The organism is Kouleothrix sp. 19917 (genome assembly GCF_057073505.1).
Map to the genome: position 1 here is coordinate 4,852,983 of NZ_CP097099.1, position 19,311 is coordinate 4,872,293.

A 19,311-nucleotide genomic window follows, 5' to 3' on the forward strand; every position below is an offset into this window, starting at 1 on the left:
TGTAGGAAGGCGGGCATTCTGATGGCAGCTTCGGGCGGCACGCGCCGCGACAGCAGCATGGCAACCCTGCGCCGCCTGCACCTGGTGCGCGTGCTGCTGCGCGGCCCGGCCACCGCCGACGCGCTGATCGCGGCGTTGCAAGCCGCGCTGGGCGACGATATCTACCCCACGGCGGCGCGCACGGCCCTGCGCCACGATCTGAGTGCGCTCGGCGAGACGTTTGGCTGCGCGTTTGTGTTTCGGGCTGCCGAGGGCTATTTTCTCACCAGCCTGGGCACCCTGACGCTGCTCGACCTGGCCGATGATGAGCTGGCGGCGCTGGCGCTGGTGGCGGCGGCCATTCGCGCGGGCGCGCTGCCGCAAACCCAGCCGCTGCTGCGCCTGCAAGAGCGCCTGCATGCCTTGCTGCCGCCGGCGCAGCGCGTGCAGCTGGCCGCGAGCGACCCGGGTCTGCGGCTGGATCTGCCCGTGGCGCGTGGCAGCTCGGCTGGCCGGCTGATTACACGGCTGCACCCGGCGTTGGGCAAGCGCGAAGTGGCCTTCCAGTATCGCAGCCCGTACACCAGCGCCGAAACGCTGGAAAGCCACCGCGTGGCGCCGTATGCCCTGGTGCAGCGCGACGGCATGACCTACCTGGAGGCGCATTGCCTGGAGGCGAGCCTGCCCAAGCTGCACGGGCGCACGATCTTCTACCGGCTCGACCGGATTGTGGCAAACTCGCTGCGCCGGCTGCCGCAGCAATTGCCGCCGGTGCGGCACGCGCGGCGGAACTACCAGCTGCGCTACTGGGTGGGGCCGCAGGCGGCGCGGCGGCAGGATCTGCTGCTGTGGTTCGACGGAAGCACGTGCAGCTATGCCGACGACGGCAGCGCGCTGGTGGAGGCGTGCATCAGCGATTTGTGGCAGGCGCGGCAGGTGCTGCTGCGCTACCGCGAACACTGCCGGGTGCTCGAACCGCCCGAGCTGGTGGACATGATGCGCGAAAGCATTGCCGCGCTGGCGGCGGTGTATGCGCCAGAGGCAGGTGGCGAGCAATAGCACAGAAGGGGGGATTTCTGGCACATGGGACTTGACGAGGAACGAATGACTCACTATACTGAGCAAACCGAACAGTATCCACGCAATCTGGCCAAAATGGCGCAGCAGTTTCGGCACTGTGGTCAGTCGTTGTACACGCAGAGCGCATCAGGAAGCCGAATGCGTGAAGGCTGCTGATACGACGGAGTGCACCGCAATGCCCCGCTATGAAGGGGTTTGAAACATTCGGCGGCCGAACTACGTCAGGCCGCCGCAACGCCGTGCACCGCAATGCCCCGCTATGAAGGGGTTTGAAACCAGGCGGCTACGGTTGGTAACCGTACCGACCATCCCTTTCGTGCACCGCAATGCCCCGCTATGAAGGGGTTTGAAACAGGCAGCGAGCGTTGCCTTGGATTGTCCGTCCGGCGAGTGCACCGCAATGCCCCGCTATGAAGGGGTTTGAAACTTCCAGGGTCTTCTTCGACCCTGTAGTAACAGTCCACGTGCACCGCAATGCCCCGCTATGAAGGGGTTTGAAACCTGGCGCGTTCTGCGTGTACTGCCACAGGGGCAGCACGTGCACCGCAATGCCCCGCTATGAAGGGGTTTGAAACTCGCGCGGTTGAACTCGGGGATGTTGTCGCCGAGTTGTGCACCGCAATGCCCCGCTATGAAGGGGTTTGAAACTCTACGGCTTCTGGTTGGGGTGGCGGGGCATCTTGCCGTGCACCGCAATGCCCCGCTATGAAGGGGTTTGAAACTATTCAATGAATAATCCTGCAGACATACACAACAGCGTGCACCGCAATGCCCCGCTATGAAGGGGTTTGAAACCTGCCTCCAGCCGTTCAACTTATACTCAGCATCACGGTGCACCGCAATGCCCCGCTATGAAGGGGTTTGAAACGTCGGCGTATTCGTCGGCAGGGTTGTCGGCGTATTCGTGCACCGCAATGCCCCGCTATGAAGGGGTTTGAAACGCGGACCTCCACGCTGACATTAGAATGCGTGTCTACTGTGCACCGCAATGCCCCGCTATGAAGGGGTTTGAAACGTGATGTACCACTTGTTCAGGGTAGATGTCGCCTCGAGTGCACCGCAATGCCCCGCTATGAAGGGGTTTGAAACTTCTTGGCTAACTTCCGGCTGTGACGTGCGCCATTCCGGTGCACCGCAATGCCCCGCTATGAAGGGGTTTGAAACTTGCGGCGTTGATGTTGCATCGCCTCCTGGGGTGATGAGTGCACCGCAATGCCCCGCTATGAAGGGGTTTGAAACGTCGATACTGTACGTGGAACATTGGTTTGCGTTGTGGGTGCACCGCAATGCCCCGCTATGAAGGGGTTTGAAACCCAAAGCCAGGGCGATCCACGCTGCTGTCGTCCGTTGGTGCACCGCAATGCCCCGCTATGAAGGGGTTTGAAACACGAACCAACCGAGACACACGCTTGCGACACCGACGAGTGCACCGCAATGCCCCGCTATGAAGGGGTTTGAAACCCTTCGAGATCGGCGTAGCTGGCTGGCAAATTCTCCAGTGCACCGCAATGCCCCGCTCTGAAGGGGTTTGAAACGAGGCCAACGGCGGCGAGGAAGGCGACGATGCCCGTGCACCGCAATGCCCCGCTCTGAAGGGGTTTGAAACAGCGTGCGTCTTGACCGAGCGCTCGTGGTACCAGTCGTGCACCGCAATGCCCCGCTCTGAAGGGGTTTGAAACACAGCATGGTGCCTTCAGCAATCATGCCGTAGACCCCCCTACGTAGCACTGCCCCGCTCTGAAGGGGTTACAGGTTTGTTTAGTGCTTTTTTCCGAGGCGCTTCGCCCCCGTGCCCCCGACCGGTGGAACCCTTGCCGGTTCCCCCGGACCCCCTCCGGCAAAGAATGCCGGTATCACTCGAAACGCTCCGTTGTCATGCTTTGCGGCGATGGTGAAAGCCAGTACTCGATTGACTGGTAAAGTTCGCAGCGAATACAAGGCTCACCAATTTTAAGCGGAGCAGAAAGATGCATTCTGCATCCTAAAACTGGCATTGTTTTGATTTGTGGATGCCAGCGGTCAGCACAACGGAGGCATGACAGCACCGCCTCATAGATGCTCATCACGTTCATTCGGGGTTCGGGGCGATAGCCCCGACGCCGGGTGCCGGGGCGGCGCGAGCCCCGGCGGCCCTGCGGCCTGAGCAAACTGCATTCAATGTCAAATTGCGCTGAGGATATGGGGACTGAATCTAGCGGCCCTGCGGCCCGAGCAAACAGAGCTAAAGTGGCACTGTCGCCGAAGCAAGAACAGCGGCCACGCGGCCCGCGCGAACCCGCTATAATACCCAGCACGCGCAGCCAAACAGCGCAGCCCGCGACCAAGCGAAGGAAACCGCGATGATCAACGCCCACACCGAACTGCTGCTCACCACCCGCCAGCACCACCTCGCCGCGCTTGAGCAGCAGCGCGCAACGTTTGGCGCGCACACCCCAGCGCACATCACCGTCGAGATCGCGCAGATCACCGCTGAGATCGCGCAGCTGCGCCGTGAGCGCACCCAGCAGATCCCCGAGCCGCGCACGCTCAGCGCCGCCCGCCCCGACCCCGCGCCCGGTCTGATTGTGCTCATCAGCCCGCAGCGTGCCACCGAGCGGCTCGAAGACCTCGCCAGCTATCAGGCGCTCGCCTTCCACCAGCGCCGCCTGTCGCACTGCTGGCTGATCGCCACCAACGGCCCGGGCGGCTCGCTCGCCACGGCGCAGGCGCTGGCCCAGCACTTCGGCGCGTACGGCGTCAGCTCAACAATCTGGCAAGTACTTGATGCCACCCACGCCGACGAAACCTTTGCGCTGGTCGAGCAGATCTACAGCGCCGAGGTGCCCGAGGCCGGCCTCGCCGAGCAGGATGTAATTGCCGACATCACCGGCGGCACCAAGCCGATGACGGCGGGCATGGTGCTGGCCTGCGGCGAGCGCCGCCCGATGCAATACATGGTTTTCCAGCAGAACGGCCCCTCGCTGCCAGTGGCGCTGCGTCTGCGCGCACCCTAAAGCCCCAGATTACAGCACGCTAACACCACTTCTGCCGCGCAGTCACGCGACGGAGCGCAGCCTAATGCGCCCGGCGCACGCTTTCGCCTTGCTCTTTCTATGCTGTCCTGCCCAACATGTGTCTGCCGCCGCCGCCGCGTCGCAAATGTGACGCGGCCCGCTGCTATGCTCGGCGCACGAGTAGTCGATTGCAGCAACAAGAAAGAGGTGGTGGTATGAACACATCGTCCTGGTTCACACGTGCGGCAATGCTCTGCCTTGCCGCCCTGCTCGCGCTGGCGGTGGCTGCGCCGGCGCTGGCGGCTGGCCCGCTGACCATCCGCTACATCAGCCAGTACACCGGCCTGACGACGGAAAAGGTCGATTGCGGGCCGGCGGCGGTGGCGATGATCCTCGACGCGTATGGCAAGCGCCCGGCTGGCTGGACCGATAAGCAGTTTGTGGCCGATATTCGCGCAAAGACTGGCGGCACTGGCACGACCGGCTTTGCGCAGTTGGAGCGCGCCATTGCCGCCTATGGCCTGAGCTTTGCCGAGGTGCCAAACACGGCAACGCCACAGCCCGACGCGCAGATGCAGACCATAAAGGCGGCGCTGGGGCGCGGCCAGCCGGTGATTGCACTGCTCCACGGCGCGACACTTGGGCGCGGCACGGCCTACGGGGACCACTGGGTGGTGGTGCGCGGCTTCTCCGACGATGGGCAGACGGTGTGGTTGAACGACCCGGATAACCAGCCGGCGCGCTCGGCCGCGTGGATCGCCGGCGGGCAGATTGCGCTGCCCTACGCGACCTTCCGACTGGCGGCGTATCAGGCTGCGCCGGGGCCGTATGGCATTATTGTTGGCGCGGGCCTGGTGAGCGGGCCACCAGCGACGCCGGGTGGACTGGCGATGGTTGGCGTGGGGCCAAACGCTCTGACGCTGGGCTGGCAAGCGGTGGCGGGCGCGAGCGGCTATCGTATTTACCGCTGGGCCTTTGCCGAAAACCGCTGGGACTTCTTCCCGCTGGCGACGACCGCCAGCACGAACTACACGCAGGGTGGGCTTCCGTGCGGCAATTCGTTCAACTACTACCTCGTGACGGCCTACAACGCCGTGGGCGAGTCGCCGCGCAGCGGCTGGGTGCAGGGCACCACGCAAGCTTGCGCAGCCCCAGCCACGCCAAATGGGTTGGCGGTGGTTGGCGTGGGGCCAAACGCGCTGACGCTGGGCTGGCAGGCGGTGGCGGGCGCGAGCGGCTATCGCATCTACCGCTGGGCTTTTGCCGAGAACCGCTGGGATTTCTTCCCGCTGGCAACGACCGCCGGCACGAACTACACGCAGGGTGGGCTTCCGTGCGGCAACTCGTTCAACTACTACCTCGTGACGGCCTACAACGCCGTGGGCGAGTCGCCGCGCAGCGGCTGGGTGCAGGGTAGCACGCGCGCTTGCACAGGCGTGCAGCCGCGCGTACCTGCCGCCCGTGGCGAAGAACCGCAAGCGCAGCCAGCACAGCCAGCGCCACCAGCCGCACCAACGCAACCAGCGCCGGCTCCGCAGCCGTAGCGATGGTATCGACTGCCGCAGGCCAGATCTGGATTGATCTGGCCTGCGGCTTTTTGGTGTTCGTTGGGCTAAAGGTGCGCCTAAACTGAGAAACTCTACGCCGAACTCCTTCTTTCTTCCCCCCGAGTATTATTGACTTCACCGTGAAGCCCGCTATAGTAAAACAATTGATTGCACTCGCCAGGAGGACAGCAATGCTACACCTGACCCGTGTGAGCGATACGCTCGTATTCCCCCGCCGCCGGCCACGACGTAATATTTTTCTGCGGGTTGCACGTAGCCATGCTCTGTTAAATGGCTTGCTGATCACGCTGACGATTGCTTGTTCGGCTCTGCGCTATGCTCCCAGAATGGTTGGCGGTTGGTTGCTGTGCTTCTGGCTATATAAGCTTGTACGTCCACTTTTTTTCAGCATTCCATCCGCTCATGCATCGCTCAAAAATCGTATTGGTGAAATGCTGCGCCTTACGGCCATTATGATCTCGGCAACCGCGCTCGTTTGCTACCTGTATTTCTGGACAAACTATGTGCAGGAAAATGGCTTGTCGAGCACGATCTGGCTGCTTTATATCCTGCCGATCTTTATTACCATTCAATACAGCGAAAACAGATCGATTCTTGCCACTGTGCTGGCATCTATCGCCAGCATGACAGCGATCAATTTTATCTATGCGCTGATCCATTTTCAGTATATTGCGATGCCCGTGGTTTATGCCACTCTCGCCGACATATTTTGGCTAGTGCTGCTTTCGTTTATGCTGTATGTACTGGTGCGCATCATTAACGACCGCTCGGCCAATCTGCGTTTGCTACACGATCTTGGCAATGAGTTACTCGGCATTCCGGCAGCCGACGATGAGCCGGCTTTGTTTCAAACAATTGCCAGGAAAATTTCTGAGCAGTATCCCTATAACCACATCCTGATTTTTTTGCAGAAGGATGGCGTGCTTCAATGTGTAGCTGGCTCATCGGCAGAGAGCGAACTGCTGGCGCGCGAGCATTTTCCGCTCTCGCGCGACGATCCCGAAGCACTTGGGATTATTCGCCACGTGTTCGAGACGCGCAATACCTACTATACAAACTATGTGCGACGCGATCGATACTACCGGCCGCATGCGGCCCTCAAAAATACACAATCCGAGCTGGCCGCGCCAATTTTTGTGGACGATGAGATCGTTGGTGTGCTCGATATTCAGGATCACCGGCGCGGCGCATTTCTCGCCCAGGATCGCGAGATTATGGCCATTCTGGCCGAGCACATCGGCCGCGTGTTCGATAACAGCACCTCGCTTCATGCAATCGTTCGCTCGGTGGCGCGGCGTTTCATGTCGCACCACGAGCTTGAAGCGACCCTGAACGATATTGCGCGCGCCGCCCACGATGAGCTGAAAGCCGATATTGTTCTGCTGTACGAGCACGATCCGCTGATCAATCAGGTGCAGCTTGGCGCTCATGCAGGCATACCAATGGCACAGGATCAGTTCCAGCAGCTGATTGACCACAGCTGCGCAATCGTCGATCGTCTGCTGGTTGCCGAGGATGACTATTATTTTCAGGCCGACGTACACGAGCCGACCGACTACGCGATCTTGCGCTGGGCCAGGCGTTTTACGCCGAGCTATATGTTTTTTGAGCAAGAAAATATTGTTTCGCTCGCAACGCTGCGTTTTCGCGCAAACAATGATGCCGTTGGTGTCATGTTCCTGCTGTTCCGTAAGCCGCGCACGTTTAAGGATAGCGAGCAGCGCAAATTTTCGGTATTCGCCGATCTTGCGGCGCTCGCCATTCAGAAGGCGCAAATCCAGCAGCAGCAAATTCGCCATCAGCGCGAGCGCCTGGCAATGCAGCTGCACGACGATATTATTGCCAATGCCTTCGGCATTTCTAAGCTTATTTCTGCCGCTCAGCTGGATCGGTCGTTCACCCCGCCGCAGCATGCACGCCTTGCGACCATGCAGGAGGCGGTGCAAGAGCTTTCGCGTAACACCAGGCAGTTGCACCGCGCCTGGGCTGAAACCAGCGCGCTCGATCTCTGGCTCACCGTCAATCGTATTGTTGACAAGGCGAAGCAGATACACAATATCGCCTTCGAGCTCAGCTATGATCGGAATGAGACAATCGTTCAGCCGCAGCTAATCGAGCAGCTGCGTTCGATCTTGAACGAAGCTATCACCAACGCCATTCGGCATGGTGGTGCAACGGCAATGCGGCTCGATTTCAAAGTCATCAACCACTCGCTGCGCATTACAATCGAGGACAATGGCGTGGGCTTTGAAGCTGACGCCCAGATTGGATCGGGTATTCCCAATATGCGCGCCCGTGTGCAGCGCTGCCACGGCTCACTTCAGATCGAAAGCGTGCTGGGCCAGGGTACGCGCCTGTGCTTAACGCTTCCCATATAAAAGGAGGTTTCTGATGGTTGAAACTGTTCGTGATGCTGCTGCGGAAACGCCAATGCTGGTTGTTGCGGTGCTGGAAAATGACCGATTTGCCCGCAAAGGCATTCTGGCCGAGCTCGAAAGCGACCAGATCGCAGTGGCTGGCTACACCGGCGATGCTGGCGAGATCGTGCAGATCGTTGCCGAGCGCCAGCCCGATGCCGTGATTATCGATTTGAAATTAAGCCGCGATGATGACGAGTTCCGTGGCCTGGAGGTGATCAGCGCGATCAAGCAGGCCTCGCCCTACACGCGCTGCATTGTCGTCACTGGTTTCCCAACGCTGGCCAACTTTCGCGCGTCGGTGCTGGCGGGGGCCGAAGGTTTTATTGCCAAAGAAAACTCGATCCAGGTTGGCCTGACCATGGGCGAAGCAGTGCGGCGGGCGGTGCGTGGCGAGCGCTGCTACGATGGCGACCTTGTGGCGCAGTTTGTGATGCTGGCCAAGCCGCAGCCAACAATCCAGGCGAACCCGCTCACCGAGCGCGAGCAGGAAGTTTTACGGATGGCTGATCTGAGCAATGAAGATATTGCCGAGCGACTGATGATCGCAGAAAGCACCGTCAAAGCGCATTTCAAAAATGCCTTTGAGAAGCTGGCGCAGGTGTCTGGGCGCAAAATTCAGAATCGCCGCGATGCTGCTGAGGTAGCCCGAGTATTAGGCTTTCTAGAATCATAGCGCCGCGCGGCTGAACAGGGCTTTGTACCTTCCTCCTCCCTGACCTACTCCCATAGTCAAACCAAATGCTTCCTGGCCTCCACCGTCGAGGCACGAGATCGATCGATAAGATCGGTCTCTTTTTTCTACCCAGGAGAATGGTAATCCTGCACCGTCTGATCTAACCTCATGCCATACCAGTCAACAAATCAGCGTAGCAAGGAGGTTTGCGATGGTACTGAACAGCCAGCAGCTACAGCGCTTCAGCTATGCGCCGCAGGCGGCCGCACCCCCGAGCGACATTGCTCGTCCACCCGCCGAGCTCGATACCACCGTGATCTGTATGGGCAACTCGGCCGAGGCGCTAGGCCTGCGCTTGCAGGCGCTCGCCTACCAGGACAGAACGTGGCTCAACGTCAACGGCTTGAACAATGATCGCCTGCCGCCGCGTGCGCTGGCGGTGAGCGGGCTTGCCGAACCGCTCACCTTGACCGAGCGGCTGGTGCTCGACGCCGAGAACCCACGCGAGCAGCTGCTCGATGATCCGCTGCTGGCCAGCCGCTATGGGGCGGTGCTGCGCGGCATTTCGGTGTTCGAAACTTATCCGCGCGCCGGTTCCGGCGGGCACGGCCTGCCAGCCATCTCTGGGCTCGACATTGACCTGAACAGTGGCCGGGTGCATGGCTGGCTGCGCGGCATTGCCCGCCAGCTGCGCGGCCTGGCCACACCTGCGCCCGGGCAGGGCGACATCGGGCGGCTGCTTGCCGAGCACGGCCAGCGCAACGCCCCGGCGCGCGAAAAACGCATCCTGGTGATTGGCGGCGCGTGTGGCGCGATGGGCAATGCCGGCCACCAGCTTGTTCCCCCGCTGCTCCACACAACGCTGGCCGAGCAAGGCATCCGCCCCTACGAGGTCTGGGGCGTGATGCTTGGGCCGCGCGCGTTCACCGGCCTCACGCCGTATGTGCGCCATAACTTTCGCGCGCTGCTGGAAACGATTGAGCATCTCAGCCAGCACGGTATGCGCCGTCGCTACTCCGCCGACCTTGAGATTGTGATGCAGCGCCCACCCTACGACCGCCTCTTTCTGCTCGACGACCCGCGCCTGCCGGGCAGCGCCGCCAGCGTCACCGAAGCCGAGATGGAGCACTTTCTCGACCAGTCGGCGCTCAGCCTGTACACGCTCCTGCGCGGCACGATCTGGCCAACCATTGCCAGCCACACCGCCAACGACGATGGCGTGGTGCGGCCCGATGGGCGGCTGTGCTATCTGCACACCGTTCGCGGCGCGCTGCTGCACGCCGATCGTGCGCAACTGCATGGTGCGCTGGCGGCCGGGCTGGCCGTGCGAACGCTTGACCGATTTCTGAGCCAGTTTGGATCATAAGGAGGAGAACCGTGATGCCTGCATTAGTGAAGCACCCGGCCGCCACGGCCGAGACGCCCGCGTACCAGGAAGATGAACTGCTCGACGCCTTTGGGCTGGACGCTGGGCTGCCGAATGCGTTGCTGCAAGACGCAACGGGCCGCGTGTTCGAGCCATTCCAGCTCAGCACGGATCACGACCTGGCGGAGCAGCTTGCGCTGCTGCTCCGCTCCGAGCCGCTGGGCGGTGCCGAAATGCTGGTGGCCGAGAACGCGCAGCGCGCCGATGCCCAGGCCGACCAGCAGCTACGGCAGGCGCTGACGGCCTTGCGCGACGTGCCGCGCTCGTTTTTCCAGGCCTTGATTGATCTGGCGCGCAACCGCCGCGAGCCGCTAGCCGCCCAGCTTGCACAGCAAAGCGAGCAGTTGCAGCGCGTCCAGGAGCGTTTGCACGCCTGGCAGAGCCGCCAGAGCGAGCCGGAGCAGGGTTTCGGCGGCGCGCTGCTGCGCTGGATCATCGGCGGCGAAGATCGCCTGTCGCTGCCCGATGCCATTGCGCTGTGGAATCAGCGCGAGCACCTGGCAGCCCGGCGCGTGGCCCTGCACGCTGCCACACAGCGGTTTGCCCGGCTGATCGAAACGTTGAGTCTGCTGCTTGCCCAGATGGATACGCGCCTGGGCGAAGCCCGCGACGCCCGCGCTGCCGCGCTGCGCGCCGCCGAGCAGGCCCGCCAGCCCGCGACCACCTATAGCCCATGGACGCTGCACCTCGCTCCTGCCATGATTGCGGACGCGCTTATTGCCCAGGCCGACCCGGCCCTGCTGGTCGCCGATCTGCTTGCCCGACTGACGGCCGAGGAAGGCGCATCGCTCAGCGAGCAGGTGCAGGCGCTGGCCGCCGAGGCCGCCGACGCAGCGCTGGCCCGACTGACAATCGCCGACCTGGCGGCGCTTGAAGCTGGCGCATATGCGGCCGGCGCTGCCGACCCGCTGCTGCCGATTGGCCAGGCCCTGCTCGACCTGGCGCAGCAGCCCAGCTGGCAGCTTGCGCGGGGCGCTCGCCCGCGCAGCGAAACGCTCCAGATCACGCCGGATGGCCGACCGATCTACCAGCTGGAAGGGCTGGGCAGCGCCGCCTATGGCGGCAACACGCTCTGCCTGGGCTTTGTGCAGGTGCAGCTTGGCGTTGCCAAAGCCGATCTGGCGGCGCTGCGCGATGATGACGACGGCTTTCGCGCAACGCTGCGCCAGCGCAACCTGTTTGTGCTGGAAGAGCTGGCGCTGGCCTGGGCACCGGAGGCGGGCGATGTGACCAGCAACGGCCATGCTCCACTCGCTGAGCACGATGCCCTGGAGGCGCTCTCATGAAAGGGCGCGGCGCACTCCTGCCGCGCCTGACGCTCAGCCGTCGCAGCATGACCTTCAGCCTGCGCGTGCCTGGCACCCGCATGCGCCTGCGCTGGCATTGGCGCTGGCGGCACGTGCTGGCACGGCAACGCACACCTCAGCGTGTAAGGAGGCGGAGATGAACTGGCACTATGCGTTGCCGATGGCCGCCGCGATGCTGCTCACCCTGGTGGGTCACCAGCCGGCCCCGCCAGCGGTCTGGCAGCTCGCCCCGGCGATTGCGCCCGCGCCGCCGGCACGCGTTGCACGCAGCACATTCTTCAGCCGCAGTCAGGCGCTCGTGCTGCCCGGCAGCACACTCTGGCTGGCCTCGACGCCGGATGGGCGTGGCGAGCTGTGCAGCGACGATCGGGCGACGGTGAGCGTGCAGGATGCGCAGCAGATCGTGTGGCGCTGGTCGCATGTGTTTGCCAGGGCCGATCGGCAAGGGATTGCGTGCGTGGAGCCGCAGCCAGTGCCTATTCCATCGGCTGGCACCTACACGGTCACGATCACGCTGGACGACCTGTTTCCCGATACGTACAGCTCGCGCCCATATTTTCTTGTGTTCGAAGGTAGTGGTGAGAGCGCGCCGGCAGCGACTGCGCTTCCGCAGCCGCAAGCCATGCCAGCACCAACGCGCGCGGCGCCAGTGCCCACAAACGCGTCGGCCACCGCCATCCCAAGCCCGGCACCGCCAACTCGCGCACCACTTGGCGAACGCAAAGAGCCGCCACAGCCCATCAGCATGTTCTGGCTTGGTGGTGCGATGATGGCACTGGTGCTTGTGCTGCTGCTGACGCGCCGACTTCGGCGGCGAAGCGCCGCACCATCTGCCCAGGCCATTCTCGACCTGTTCGACCAGGAAACGCGTGAAGCGCGCACGCTGGCGCTGCCCGCCGGCACCGCGCTGATCGCGCGCCACCCTTTACGTATCGTAGCGCAGCCCGTTGCTGGCGATGCCACAGCGCAGATCGGGCGGGTGCAGCTTGCGGCTGGCGGCGCACAGCTTTCGTTTCCCGGCCTGCCCGAGCGCGCGCCAATCGTGCTGCACCCCGCGCAGCGCTACGAGCTGGCCGGCGGCGCGGTGGTGCTGCGCTACCGTGGGCCAGCGCCGAGCACGCTCAGGCGCAGCGCGGCGCTGCCGAAAAGGAGGCCTCGATGAGAAGCGACCCTCACTGGCGCACTCTGCGCGCCGCACCTCACGACCCGAAAGGAGAAAGCGATGACACAGAACATGATCGCCTTGTGGTGCCTGATTGGCCTGGCCGCACTGGCGGGCGCGGGCGCGCTTGCCACGCTGCTGGTGCGCCCATCGCGGCTGCGCGTGCCGCGCCCGGGGCGGATGATTCGCGGCTGCGTGGCGCTGCTGTTCCTGCTGGCAGCCCTGCTGATTGCCCTGATCGCGCTGCTGCTCGCGCGGCCGGGCTGACGCCGGTGCTGGTTCAAGTCGATGGCACGCCCGGCATGCCGATGCGCGGCATTGCGGGGATTGGCGTGGTGGTGCGCGACGCAGCGGGCCATGTGCTGATGTGGCGCTGCCTGCGCGCACCCGCCCGCAGCAACAACGAGGCCGAGTATCAGGCTGTGATCAGCGGGCTTGGGCTGCTGCTGGCGCACTACCCGGGCCGGCACGCGATCTGCCTGACCGACAGCCGCATTGTGGTCGAGCAGCTGGCCGGGCGCAGTGCCGTGCGTGCCGCCGCGCTTCAGCCCTTGCATGCGCGCGCTGCTGCGCTCGCCAGCCAGTGCGCGTCGCTGCGCCTGCTGGCGATCCCGCGCGAGCTCAACCAGCTTGCCGATGCATTGGCCTGGGAGGCGTTGAGCGGGCGGCAGCAGATCGCCGGCCTGCTGCGCCGCGAGACGGAGTGAAACTGGTGAAAGGAGACGATCATGCCACTCTTTCCGCGCTATAGCGGGGCGACGCTGATGGCCGAGGTGTGCAGCGTTGAGAACCTGACGCAGGCGTGGCGGCGCGTGCGCCGAAACATTCAGGTGGCGCGGCGCGGGCGCAGCGCCGGCCCTGACGCCGTGACGCTGCGCGATTTTGAAGCCGACTGGACCCGCCAGATGATGGTGCTGGCCGACGAATTGCGCAGCGGTGCCTACCGCCCGCTGCCGCCGCGCCACGTCCAGATTCCCAAAGCCAGCGGCGGCGCGCGCGCCATTGCCATCCTGGCCGTGCGCGACCGGATCGCCCAGCGCGCGGTGCAGCAGGTGCTGGAGCCGCTGTTCGACCCGCTGTTTCTCGATTGCTCGTATGGCTGCCGGCCGCTGATTGGCGTGCCCGAGGCGGTTGCGCGCGTGGAGCGCTATGCCCAGCAGGGCTTGCAGTGGGTGGTGGATGCCGATATCGCCAGCTATTTCGATACGATCGATCAGCGCATTCTGCTGGGCCTGGTGCGCCAGCGCATTGGCGACCCCGCGCTGCTGCAGCTGATTGCGCAGTGGCTGGCGGTGGGTGTGTTTCAGCAGGATGATGCCCTGCCGCCCACCCCCGCCGAAACCACGTTGCAGCGCTGGGGCCGCGCCCTGCGAACCGCTGCGCCGTGGGGCAGTTCCGCCGCGCTGCCGCTTCTGCCCGCCGAGCTGCCACCCGCCGATACCGATCTGTATGCGGCGGCGCAGTGGGAGCGGCCCGGCCTGAATATGCCACCCGGCCCGGCGCCGCTCGGCCAGAACAGTCTTGAGCAGCACCTGTGGACGGCGATGATGATGGCGCAGCCAGTGCTGAATGGCGCGCGCCATGCCTGGCCCTACATCCGTCGCTTTGGCGGCCGGCGTATTGCGCTGGCTGGCGCGGTCGCGGCCGGGGCGCTCGCCGCCGGCGAGGCAGTGCGCCGCACCGCCAGCCCCGAGCGGCGCGGCACGCCACAGGGCGGGGCGATCTCACCGCTGCTGGCAAATGTCTACCTGCACCCCTTCGACCTGGCGCTGACCAGCCAGGGCATGCGGCTGGTGCGCTTTGTCGACGATTTTGTGGTGATGTGCGCCACCCAGGCCGAGGCCGAGCGGGCCTTGCTGCTGGTGCAGCAGCAGCTGGCCGTGCTGCGCCTGCGCCTGAATGAGGATAAAACGCAGATCGTGAACTATGGCGACGGCCTGGCATTTCTTGGCCGCGCGCTGCTGCCACGCGCCCGTGGGGTGCGCCTGGAGCAGGGGCTTGAAACGTTTGAGGAAGCGCAGGCGGCGCTGCGCACTGTTGCGGGCAAGGCCCGCCGCACCAAAGAATAAGGAGGAACGCCATGCCAACGCTGTATGTTCAGGAACAGGGCGCGAAGGTGCGCAAGAAAGATCAGCAGATCATTGTGACCAAGGATGATCGCACGCTGCGCGAGGTGCCAATGGCGCAGCTCGATCAGGTGGTGCTGATGGGGCGCGGCGTGCATATTTCCACTGCCTTGCTGGTGGATTTGCTAGAGCGCGGCGTGCCGGTGACAATTACAAACCAGCATGGCAACCGCCACTACGCCACGCTCACCGCCGGCCCTTCGCGCTTTGGCGAGCTGCGCAGCGCGCAGATGCTGTTTGTTGGCGCGCCCGAGCGCGCCCTGGGGCTGGCCCGCGCAATTGTTCAGGCCAAGCTGCGCAACCAGCGCCAGCTGCTGACGCAAACGAAATGGCCGGCCGCGCTGGCGGCAATCACGCAGATCGATGCCGCGCTCGGGCAGCTGGCGGGCGCGGCGACGGTGGACAGCCTGCGCGGTTACGAGGGCGCGGCGGCGGCAGCCTATTTTGGCGCGTGGCGGGTGTCGGTCGGGCCGGGCTGGGGCTTCGATGGGCGGGCCTTCTACCCGCCGCCCGACCCGATCAATGCCATGCTTTCGTTTGGCTACACGCTGGCGCTGCACGATGTGCTGACCGCCATCCAGATCACCGGGCTCGACCCCTACCTCGGCACCTTCCATGTGATTGAAGCCGGCCGCCCGTCGCTGGCGCTCGATCTGCTGGAAGAGTTCCGCCCCCTGATCGTCGACCGGCTGGTGCTGGAGCTGGTGCAAAGCAATGCCCTGCCGCCGGCGCGTTTCAGCCAGCCCGCCGAGCGCCCCGGCGCGGTGTACCTGGACGCGGCCGGGCGGGCACTGCTGGTCGACCGCTACGAGGCGATGATGCAGAGCCGCGCGCGCCTGCCCAGCGGCGAGCAAACCACGCTGCGCCAGATCATGCTGCTGCAGGCGCGCGCCGTGGCCCGCGTGATGCGTGGCGAGCAGGCCGAGTATGGGGGCTACACGCCACGCTAGCAGGGGTTAGGGGATGGGGCGCAGGGGCTGGGGATTGCGATGTGCGACGAGCAAATTCCCGGCCCTGCAAGCTCAGGTGTAACTGCTTCAAGAGGCCTGCCAATGCTGACACTGATAAGCTATGATGTGGTGATCGACAAGCGGCGCACCCAGGTGATGAAATACCTGCTTGGCTATGGCTCGCGCGTGCAGTATAGCGTGTTCGAATGCGACCTGACGGCTGAGCAGTTCGCCGCAGTGCAGCGCGACATTGCGCGCCTGATCGACCAGCAGACCGACAGCGTGCGCTGCTACCGGCTGGATGCGGGCGCGATCAAGCAGATCCGCATTCTTGGGCGCGGGCAGGTGACAACCCTGCCGCCGTATTATCTGGTTGGCTAGCTGGCCACGCGCATGCAGCTTCGGGGCGGACCTGTCTGGGTGGATTTGTCTCAGTCGGACCTATCTCGGCGAACCTATCTCGGCGGACCTGTCAGGGCTGATCTGTCAGGGCTGATCTGTCAGGGCGGACCTGTCAGGGCGGACACCTGCGTGTCCGCCCCACCCAACCACCCGCCCCAACCAAAAAATTGCCTGAAAATCGGCCAACGAAAAATGCAGGCACGCACGTTCAATATATAAGTGCGGATGAAAACGGGCGACCAACCTGCTTCACTGCGCGGATTAGCACATACTGTGGCGCCCTGGCCAAAATCGCGAAACTGTGCGATTATAGGGGTCAGCCGCTGGAAGCGACCGGCGCAGGGGAGCAGGCCAGACGAAACTGCTGCTGGCACGACGGACTACGCAGCAATGCCCCGCTATGAAGGGGTTTGAAACGACCTCCTTTTCTTGCTACAACGTACTGGTTATCCACTACGCAGCAATGCCCCGCTATGAAGGGGTTTGAAACCTCATGCTTCCTTGGTAATGACCTCCTTTTCTTGCCTACGCAGCAATGCCCCGCTATGAAGGGGTTTGAAACGAGCTGGTTCTGCTGCACGCCCTCCTTGAGGCCGTCCTACGCAGCAATGCCCCGCTATGAAGGGGTTTGAAACAAGAAAGCAGGTGTGCAAACACCCCTGGACGCGCTGCAACTACGCAGCAATGCCCCGCTATGAAGGGGTTTGAAACACGATACATGCGAGCGGTGCCATCAGGGTGATCCGATCTACGCAGCAATGCCCCGCTATGAAGGGGTTTGAAACACGAGCGCCCCGAAGATCAGCGGAACCATGCGTCGCGCTACGCAGCAATGCCCCGCTATGAAGGGGTTTGAAACATCAATATGGTCGGCTTCACCTTGCGGTGCTTTCGGTCTACGCAGCAATGCCCCGCTATGAAGGGGTTTGAAACCCGCCGAGAACGTGCCGAGGGCGCCCATGAATGGCCCTACGCAGCAATGCCCCGCTATGAAGGGGTTTGAAACCAGTCATGCCAATTTCTACGGTAATGAGAAATGCCACTACGCAGCAATGCCCCGCTATGAAGGGGTTTGAAACCTCGCCATTTCATGTCGTTGCCTCCATGCCCCGCGTCGCTACGCAGCAATGCCCCGCTATGAAGGGGTTTGAAACTTGCTGCACGGGAGCAGCGGCGGCGGTTGCCGCAGCACTACGCAGCAATGCCCCGCTATGAAGGGGTTTGAAACGCTGATGCACTGTCCCGTTTCCGGAAAGCAGCGCACTTCCTACGCAGCAATGCCCCGCTATGAAGGGGTTTGAAACCTGTGGGCAATGAAACAGCCGTTGCCGAGTTGATCGGCTACGCAGCAATGCCCCGCTATGAAGGGGTTTGAAACGCCGAGGTAGTTAGTGATAGCGCGATAGGCCTGAACCCTACGCAGCAATGCCCCGCTATGAAGGGGTTTGAAACCCCGACTACCGCGGCCTTGCCTACAAGTGCTAACGCTACGCAGCAATGCCCCGCTATGAAGGGGTTTGAAACACCAAAGATCGGGCCGCTCATGCCAAGGATCCAAATACTACGCAGCAATGCCCCGCTATGAAGGGGTTTGAAACAGCAGTAACCAGATCCGGTTAGCCTTTAACTTCTGAAGCTACGCAGCAATGCCCCGCTATGAAGGGGTTTGAAACTTGTGCAAGGGCGATGAGCTGAAATGCGGCCCCAACCCTACGCAGCAATGCCCCGCTATGAAGGGGTTTGAAACTCCTAGCATATCGCTAATAATCGCGAATCTCAAACCCTGCTACGCAGCAATGCCCCGCTATGAAGGGGTTTGAAACTTGGTGCGTTGGGGTCGCAGACCCCAGCCATGACTTCTACGCAGCAATGCCCCGCTATGAAGGGGTTTGAAACTAGTGAACCGATCACGCGTTTCATATCAAACACCTTTCTACGCAGCAATGCCCCGCTATGAAGGGGTTTGAAACCCGCTGGGTTGGAGGCACTCTACTGGTTGGAACTGAACTACGCAGCAATGCCCCGCTATGAAGGGGTTTGAAACTCCCGCGATCAGACCCTCCCACCAGCGCGATCGCTGACTACGCAGCAATGCCCCGCTATGAAGGGGTTTGAAACAAGACAATTCCCACCACAACCAGCAACAGACCAAGAGCTACGCAGCAATGCCCCGCTATGAAGGGGTTTGAAACTTCCCACCACAACCAGCAACAGACCAAGAGCACCAGGCTACGCAGCAATGCCCCGCTATGAAGGGGTTTGAAACTTGACGTATTTCAGTTGATCGCGCTCGTCGTAGGTACTACGCAGCAATGCCCCGCTATGAAGGGGTTTGAAACGAGGATATCCTCGATCTTAGTTGGCCTGTCGGGCATGCTACGCAGCAATGCCCCGCTATGAAGGGGTTTGAAACGCAGAGTCCTCAGTGTGGTCATCATCTGGAAGGTGGTCTACGCAGCAATGCCCCGCTATGAAGGGGTTTGAAACTCGGCGATCGGAATCGCCGCGTACTTCACGAATTGCTACGCAGCAATGCCCCGCTATGAAGGGGTTTGAAACAGAGCGGCGCCGATGATTTGGAGCAAGCGTTTAGCGCTACGCAGCAATGCCCCGCTATGAAGGGGTTTGAAACTCGGCGTTGATGTTGCATCCTTTCCGGGTGTAATTTCCTACGCAGCAATGCCCCGCTATGAAGGGGTTTGAAACGCGACGACCACGGCCAGTAGGTGGCGCAGCCATGCTTCTACGCAGCAATGCCCCGCTATGAAGGGGTTTGAAACCTGGCTACCATTTTTCACGCTTCTAGCCAGAACCTCTCTACGCAGCAATGCCCCGCTATGAAGGGGTTTGAAACTCCGCCGACGCGATGTCCATGCACATTTTTATTAATCCTACGCAGCAATGCCCCGCTATGAAGGGGTTTGAAACTCGCCTTCCAGCGATCATAGGCAGCCTCTCTCTCATCTACGCAGCAATGCCCCGCTATGAAGGGGTTTGAAACGCTCTGGTTGCGGCACATGCAACCAGGTTGTCATTCTACGCAGCAATGCCCCGCTATGAAGGGGTTTGAAACAAGATGATCAGATAGTTGTTGAGGTCGTGGCCGACTACGCAGCAATGCCCCGCTATGAAGGGGTTTGAAACTAACGGTACAACACCATCTTCAACATTCGAGGTAAAACCTACGCAGCAATGCCCCGCTATGAAGGGGTTTGAAACCAGGAC

Annotated in this window: 13 protein-coding genes and 2 CRISPR repeat arrays (1 of these 15 cut by a window edge); all 13 genes read left to right on the forward strand. The window is 62.5% G+C overall.

Translation table 11 applies throughout. The features are described from left to right. Positions 1–21: 21 nt before the first annotated feature. Positions 22–1,038, forward strand: coding sequence for a WYL domain-containing protein (locus M1P90_RS19655; RefSeq protein WP_483696992.1), 1,017 nt, complete (start codon positions 22–24; stop codon positions 1,036–1,038). 186 nt (positions 1,039–1,224) lie between these two features. After that, positions 1,225–2,738: a CRISPR direct-repeat array (repeat unit 37 nt; unit sequence GTGCACCGCAATGCCCCGCTATGAAGGGGTTTGAAAC). 660 nt (positions 2,739–3,398) lie between these two features. Then, positions 3,399–4,052 (forward strand): hypothetical protein, encoded by a 654-nt coding sequence (locus M1P90_RS19660; RefSeq protein WP_483696993.1) that lies wholly within the window; start codon positions 3,399–3,401, stop codon positions 4,050–4,052. A gap of 215 nt (positions 4,053–4,267) precedes the next feature. Beyond that, the gene (locus M1P90_RS19665) at positions 4,268–5,596 is read left to right on the forward strand and encodes a C39 family peptidase (RefSeq protein WP_483696994.1); all 1,329 of its coding nucleotides are present in this window, start codon (positions 4,268–4,270) and stop codon (positions 5,594–5,596) included. A 194-nt stretch (positions 5,597–5,790) separates the two neighbouring features. Beyond that, a complete protein-coding gene (locus M1P90_RS19670) occupies positions 5,791–7,998 on the forward strand; it encodes a GAF domain-containing protein (RefSeq protein WP_483696995.1) in 2,208 nt (735 codons plus the stop codon). A gap of 13 nt (positions 7,999–8,011) precedes the next feature. Beyond that, entirely contained in the window at positions 8,012–8,713 is a 702-nt protein-coding gene (locus tag M1P90_RS19675) for a response regulator (protein ID WP_483696996.1), read from the forward strand. Between the two features lie 211 nt (positions 8,714–8,924). Beyond that, a complete protein-coding gene (locus M1P90_RS19680; protein ID WP_483696997.1) occupies positions 8,925–10,079 on the forward strand; it encodes a hypothetical protein in 1,155 nt (384 codons plus the stop codon). 14 nt (positions 10,080–10,093) lie between these two features. After that, positions 10,094–11,425 carry a hypothetical protein gene (locus tag M1P90_RS19685; RefSeq protein ID WP_483696998.1) on the forward strand — a complete coding sequence of 444 codons (1,332 nt, stop codon included), beginning with the start codon at positions 10,094–10,096 and terminating at the stop codon, positions 11,423–11,425. 157 nt (positions 11,426–11,582) lie between these two features. Continuing rightward, positions 11,583–12,608, forward strand: coding sequence for a hypothetical protein (locus tag M1P90_RS19690; RefSeq protein ID WP_483696999.1), 1,026 nt, complete (start codon positions 11,583–11,585; stop codon positions 12,606–12,608). A gap of 60 nt (positions 12,609–12,668) precedes the next feature. Then, a complete protein-coding gene (locus tag M1P90_RS19695) occupies positions 12,669–12,875 on the forward strand; it encodes a hypothetical protein (protein WP_483697000.1) in 207 nt (68 codons plus the stop codon). Positions 12,876–12,880: 5 nt separating this feature from the next. After that, positions 12,881–13,315, forward strand: coding sequence for a ribonuclease HI family protein (locus M1P90_RS19700; RefSeq protein ID WP_483697001.1), 435 nt, complete (start codon positions 12,881–12,883; stop codon positions 13,313–13,315). Positions 13,316–13,336: 21 nt separating this feature from the next. Next, positions 13,337–14,677, forward strand: a complete 1,341-nt coding sequence (locus tag M1P90_RS19705; RefSeq protein WP_483697002.1) for a reverse transcriptase domain-containing protein — start codon at positions 13,337–13,339, stop codon at positions 14,675–14,677. Positions 14,678–14,688: 11 nt separating this feature from the next. Beyond that, positions 14,689–15,684: a CRISPR-associated endonuclease Cas1 gene (gene cas1, locus M1P90_RS19710; RefSeq protein WP_483697003.1), complete on the forward strand. Its 996-nt coding sequence runs from the start codon at positions 14,689–14,691 to the stop codon at positions 15,682–15,684. 96 nt (positions 15,685–15,780) lie between these two features. Beyond that, complete coding sequence (cas2, locus tag M1P90_RS19715; protein ID WP_483704659.1) at positions 15,781–16,065, forward strand: CRISPR-associated endonuclease Cas2; 285 nt, start codon at positions 15,781–15,783, stop codon at positions 16,063–16,065. A gap of 401 nt (positions 16,066–16,466) precedes the next feature. Further along, positions 16,467–19,311: direct repeats of the CRISPR family, unit length 37 nt; unit sequence CTACGCAGCAATGCCCCGCTATGAAGGGGTTTGAAAC (it continues 1,328 nt past the right edge of the window).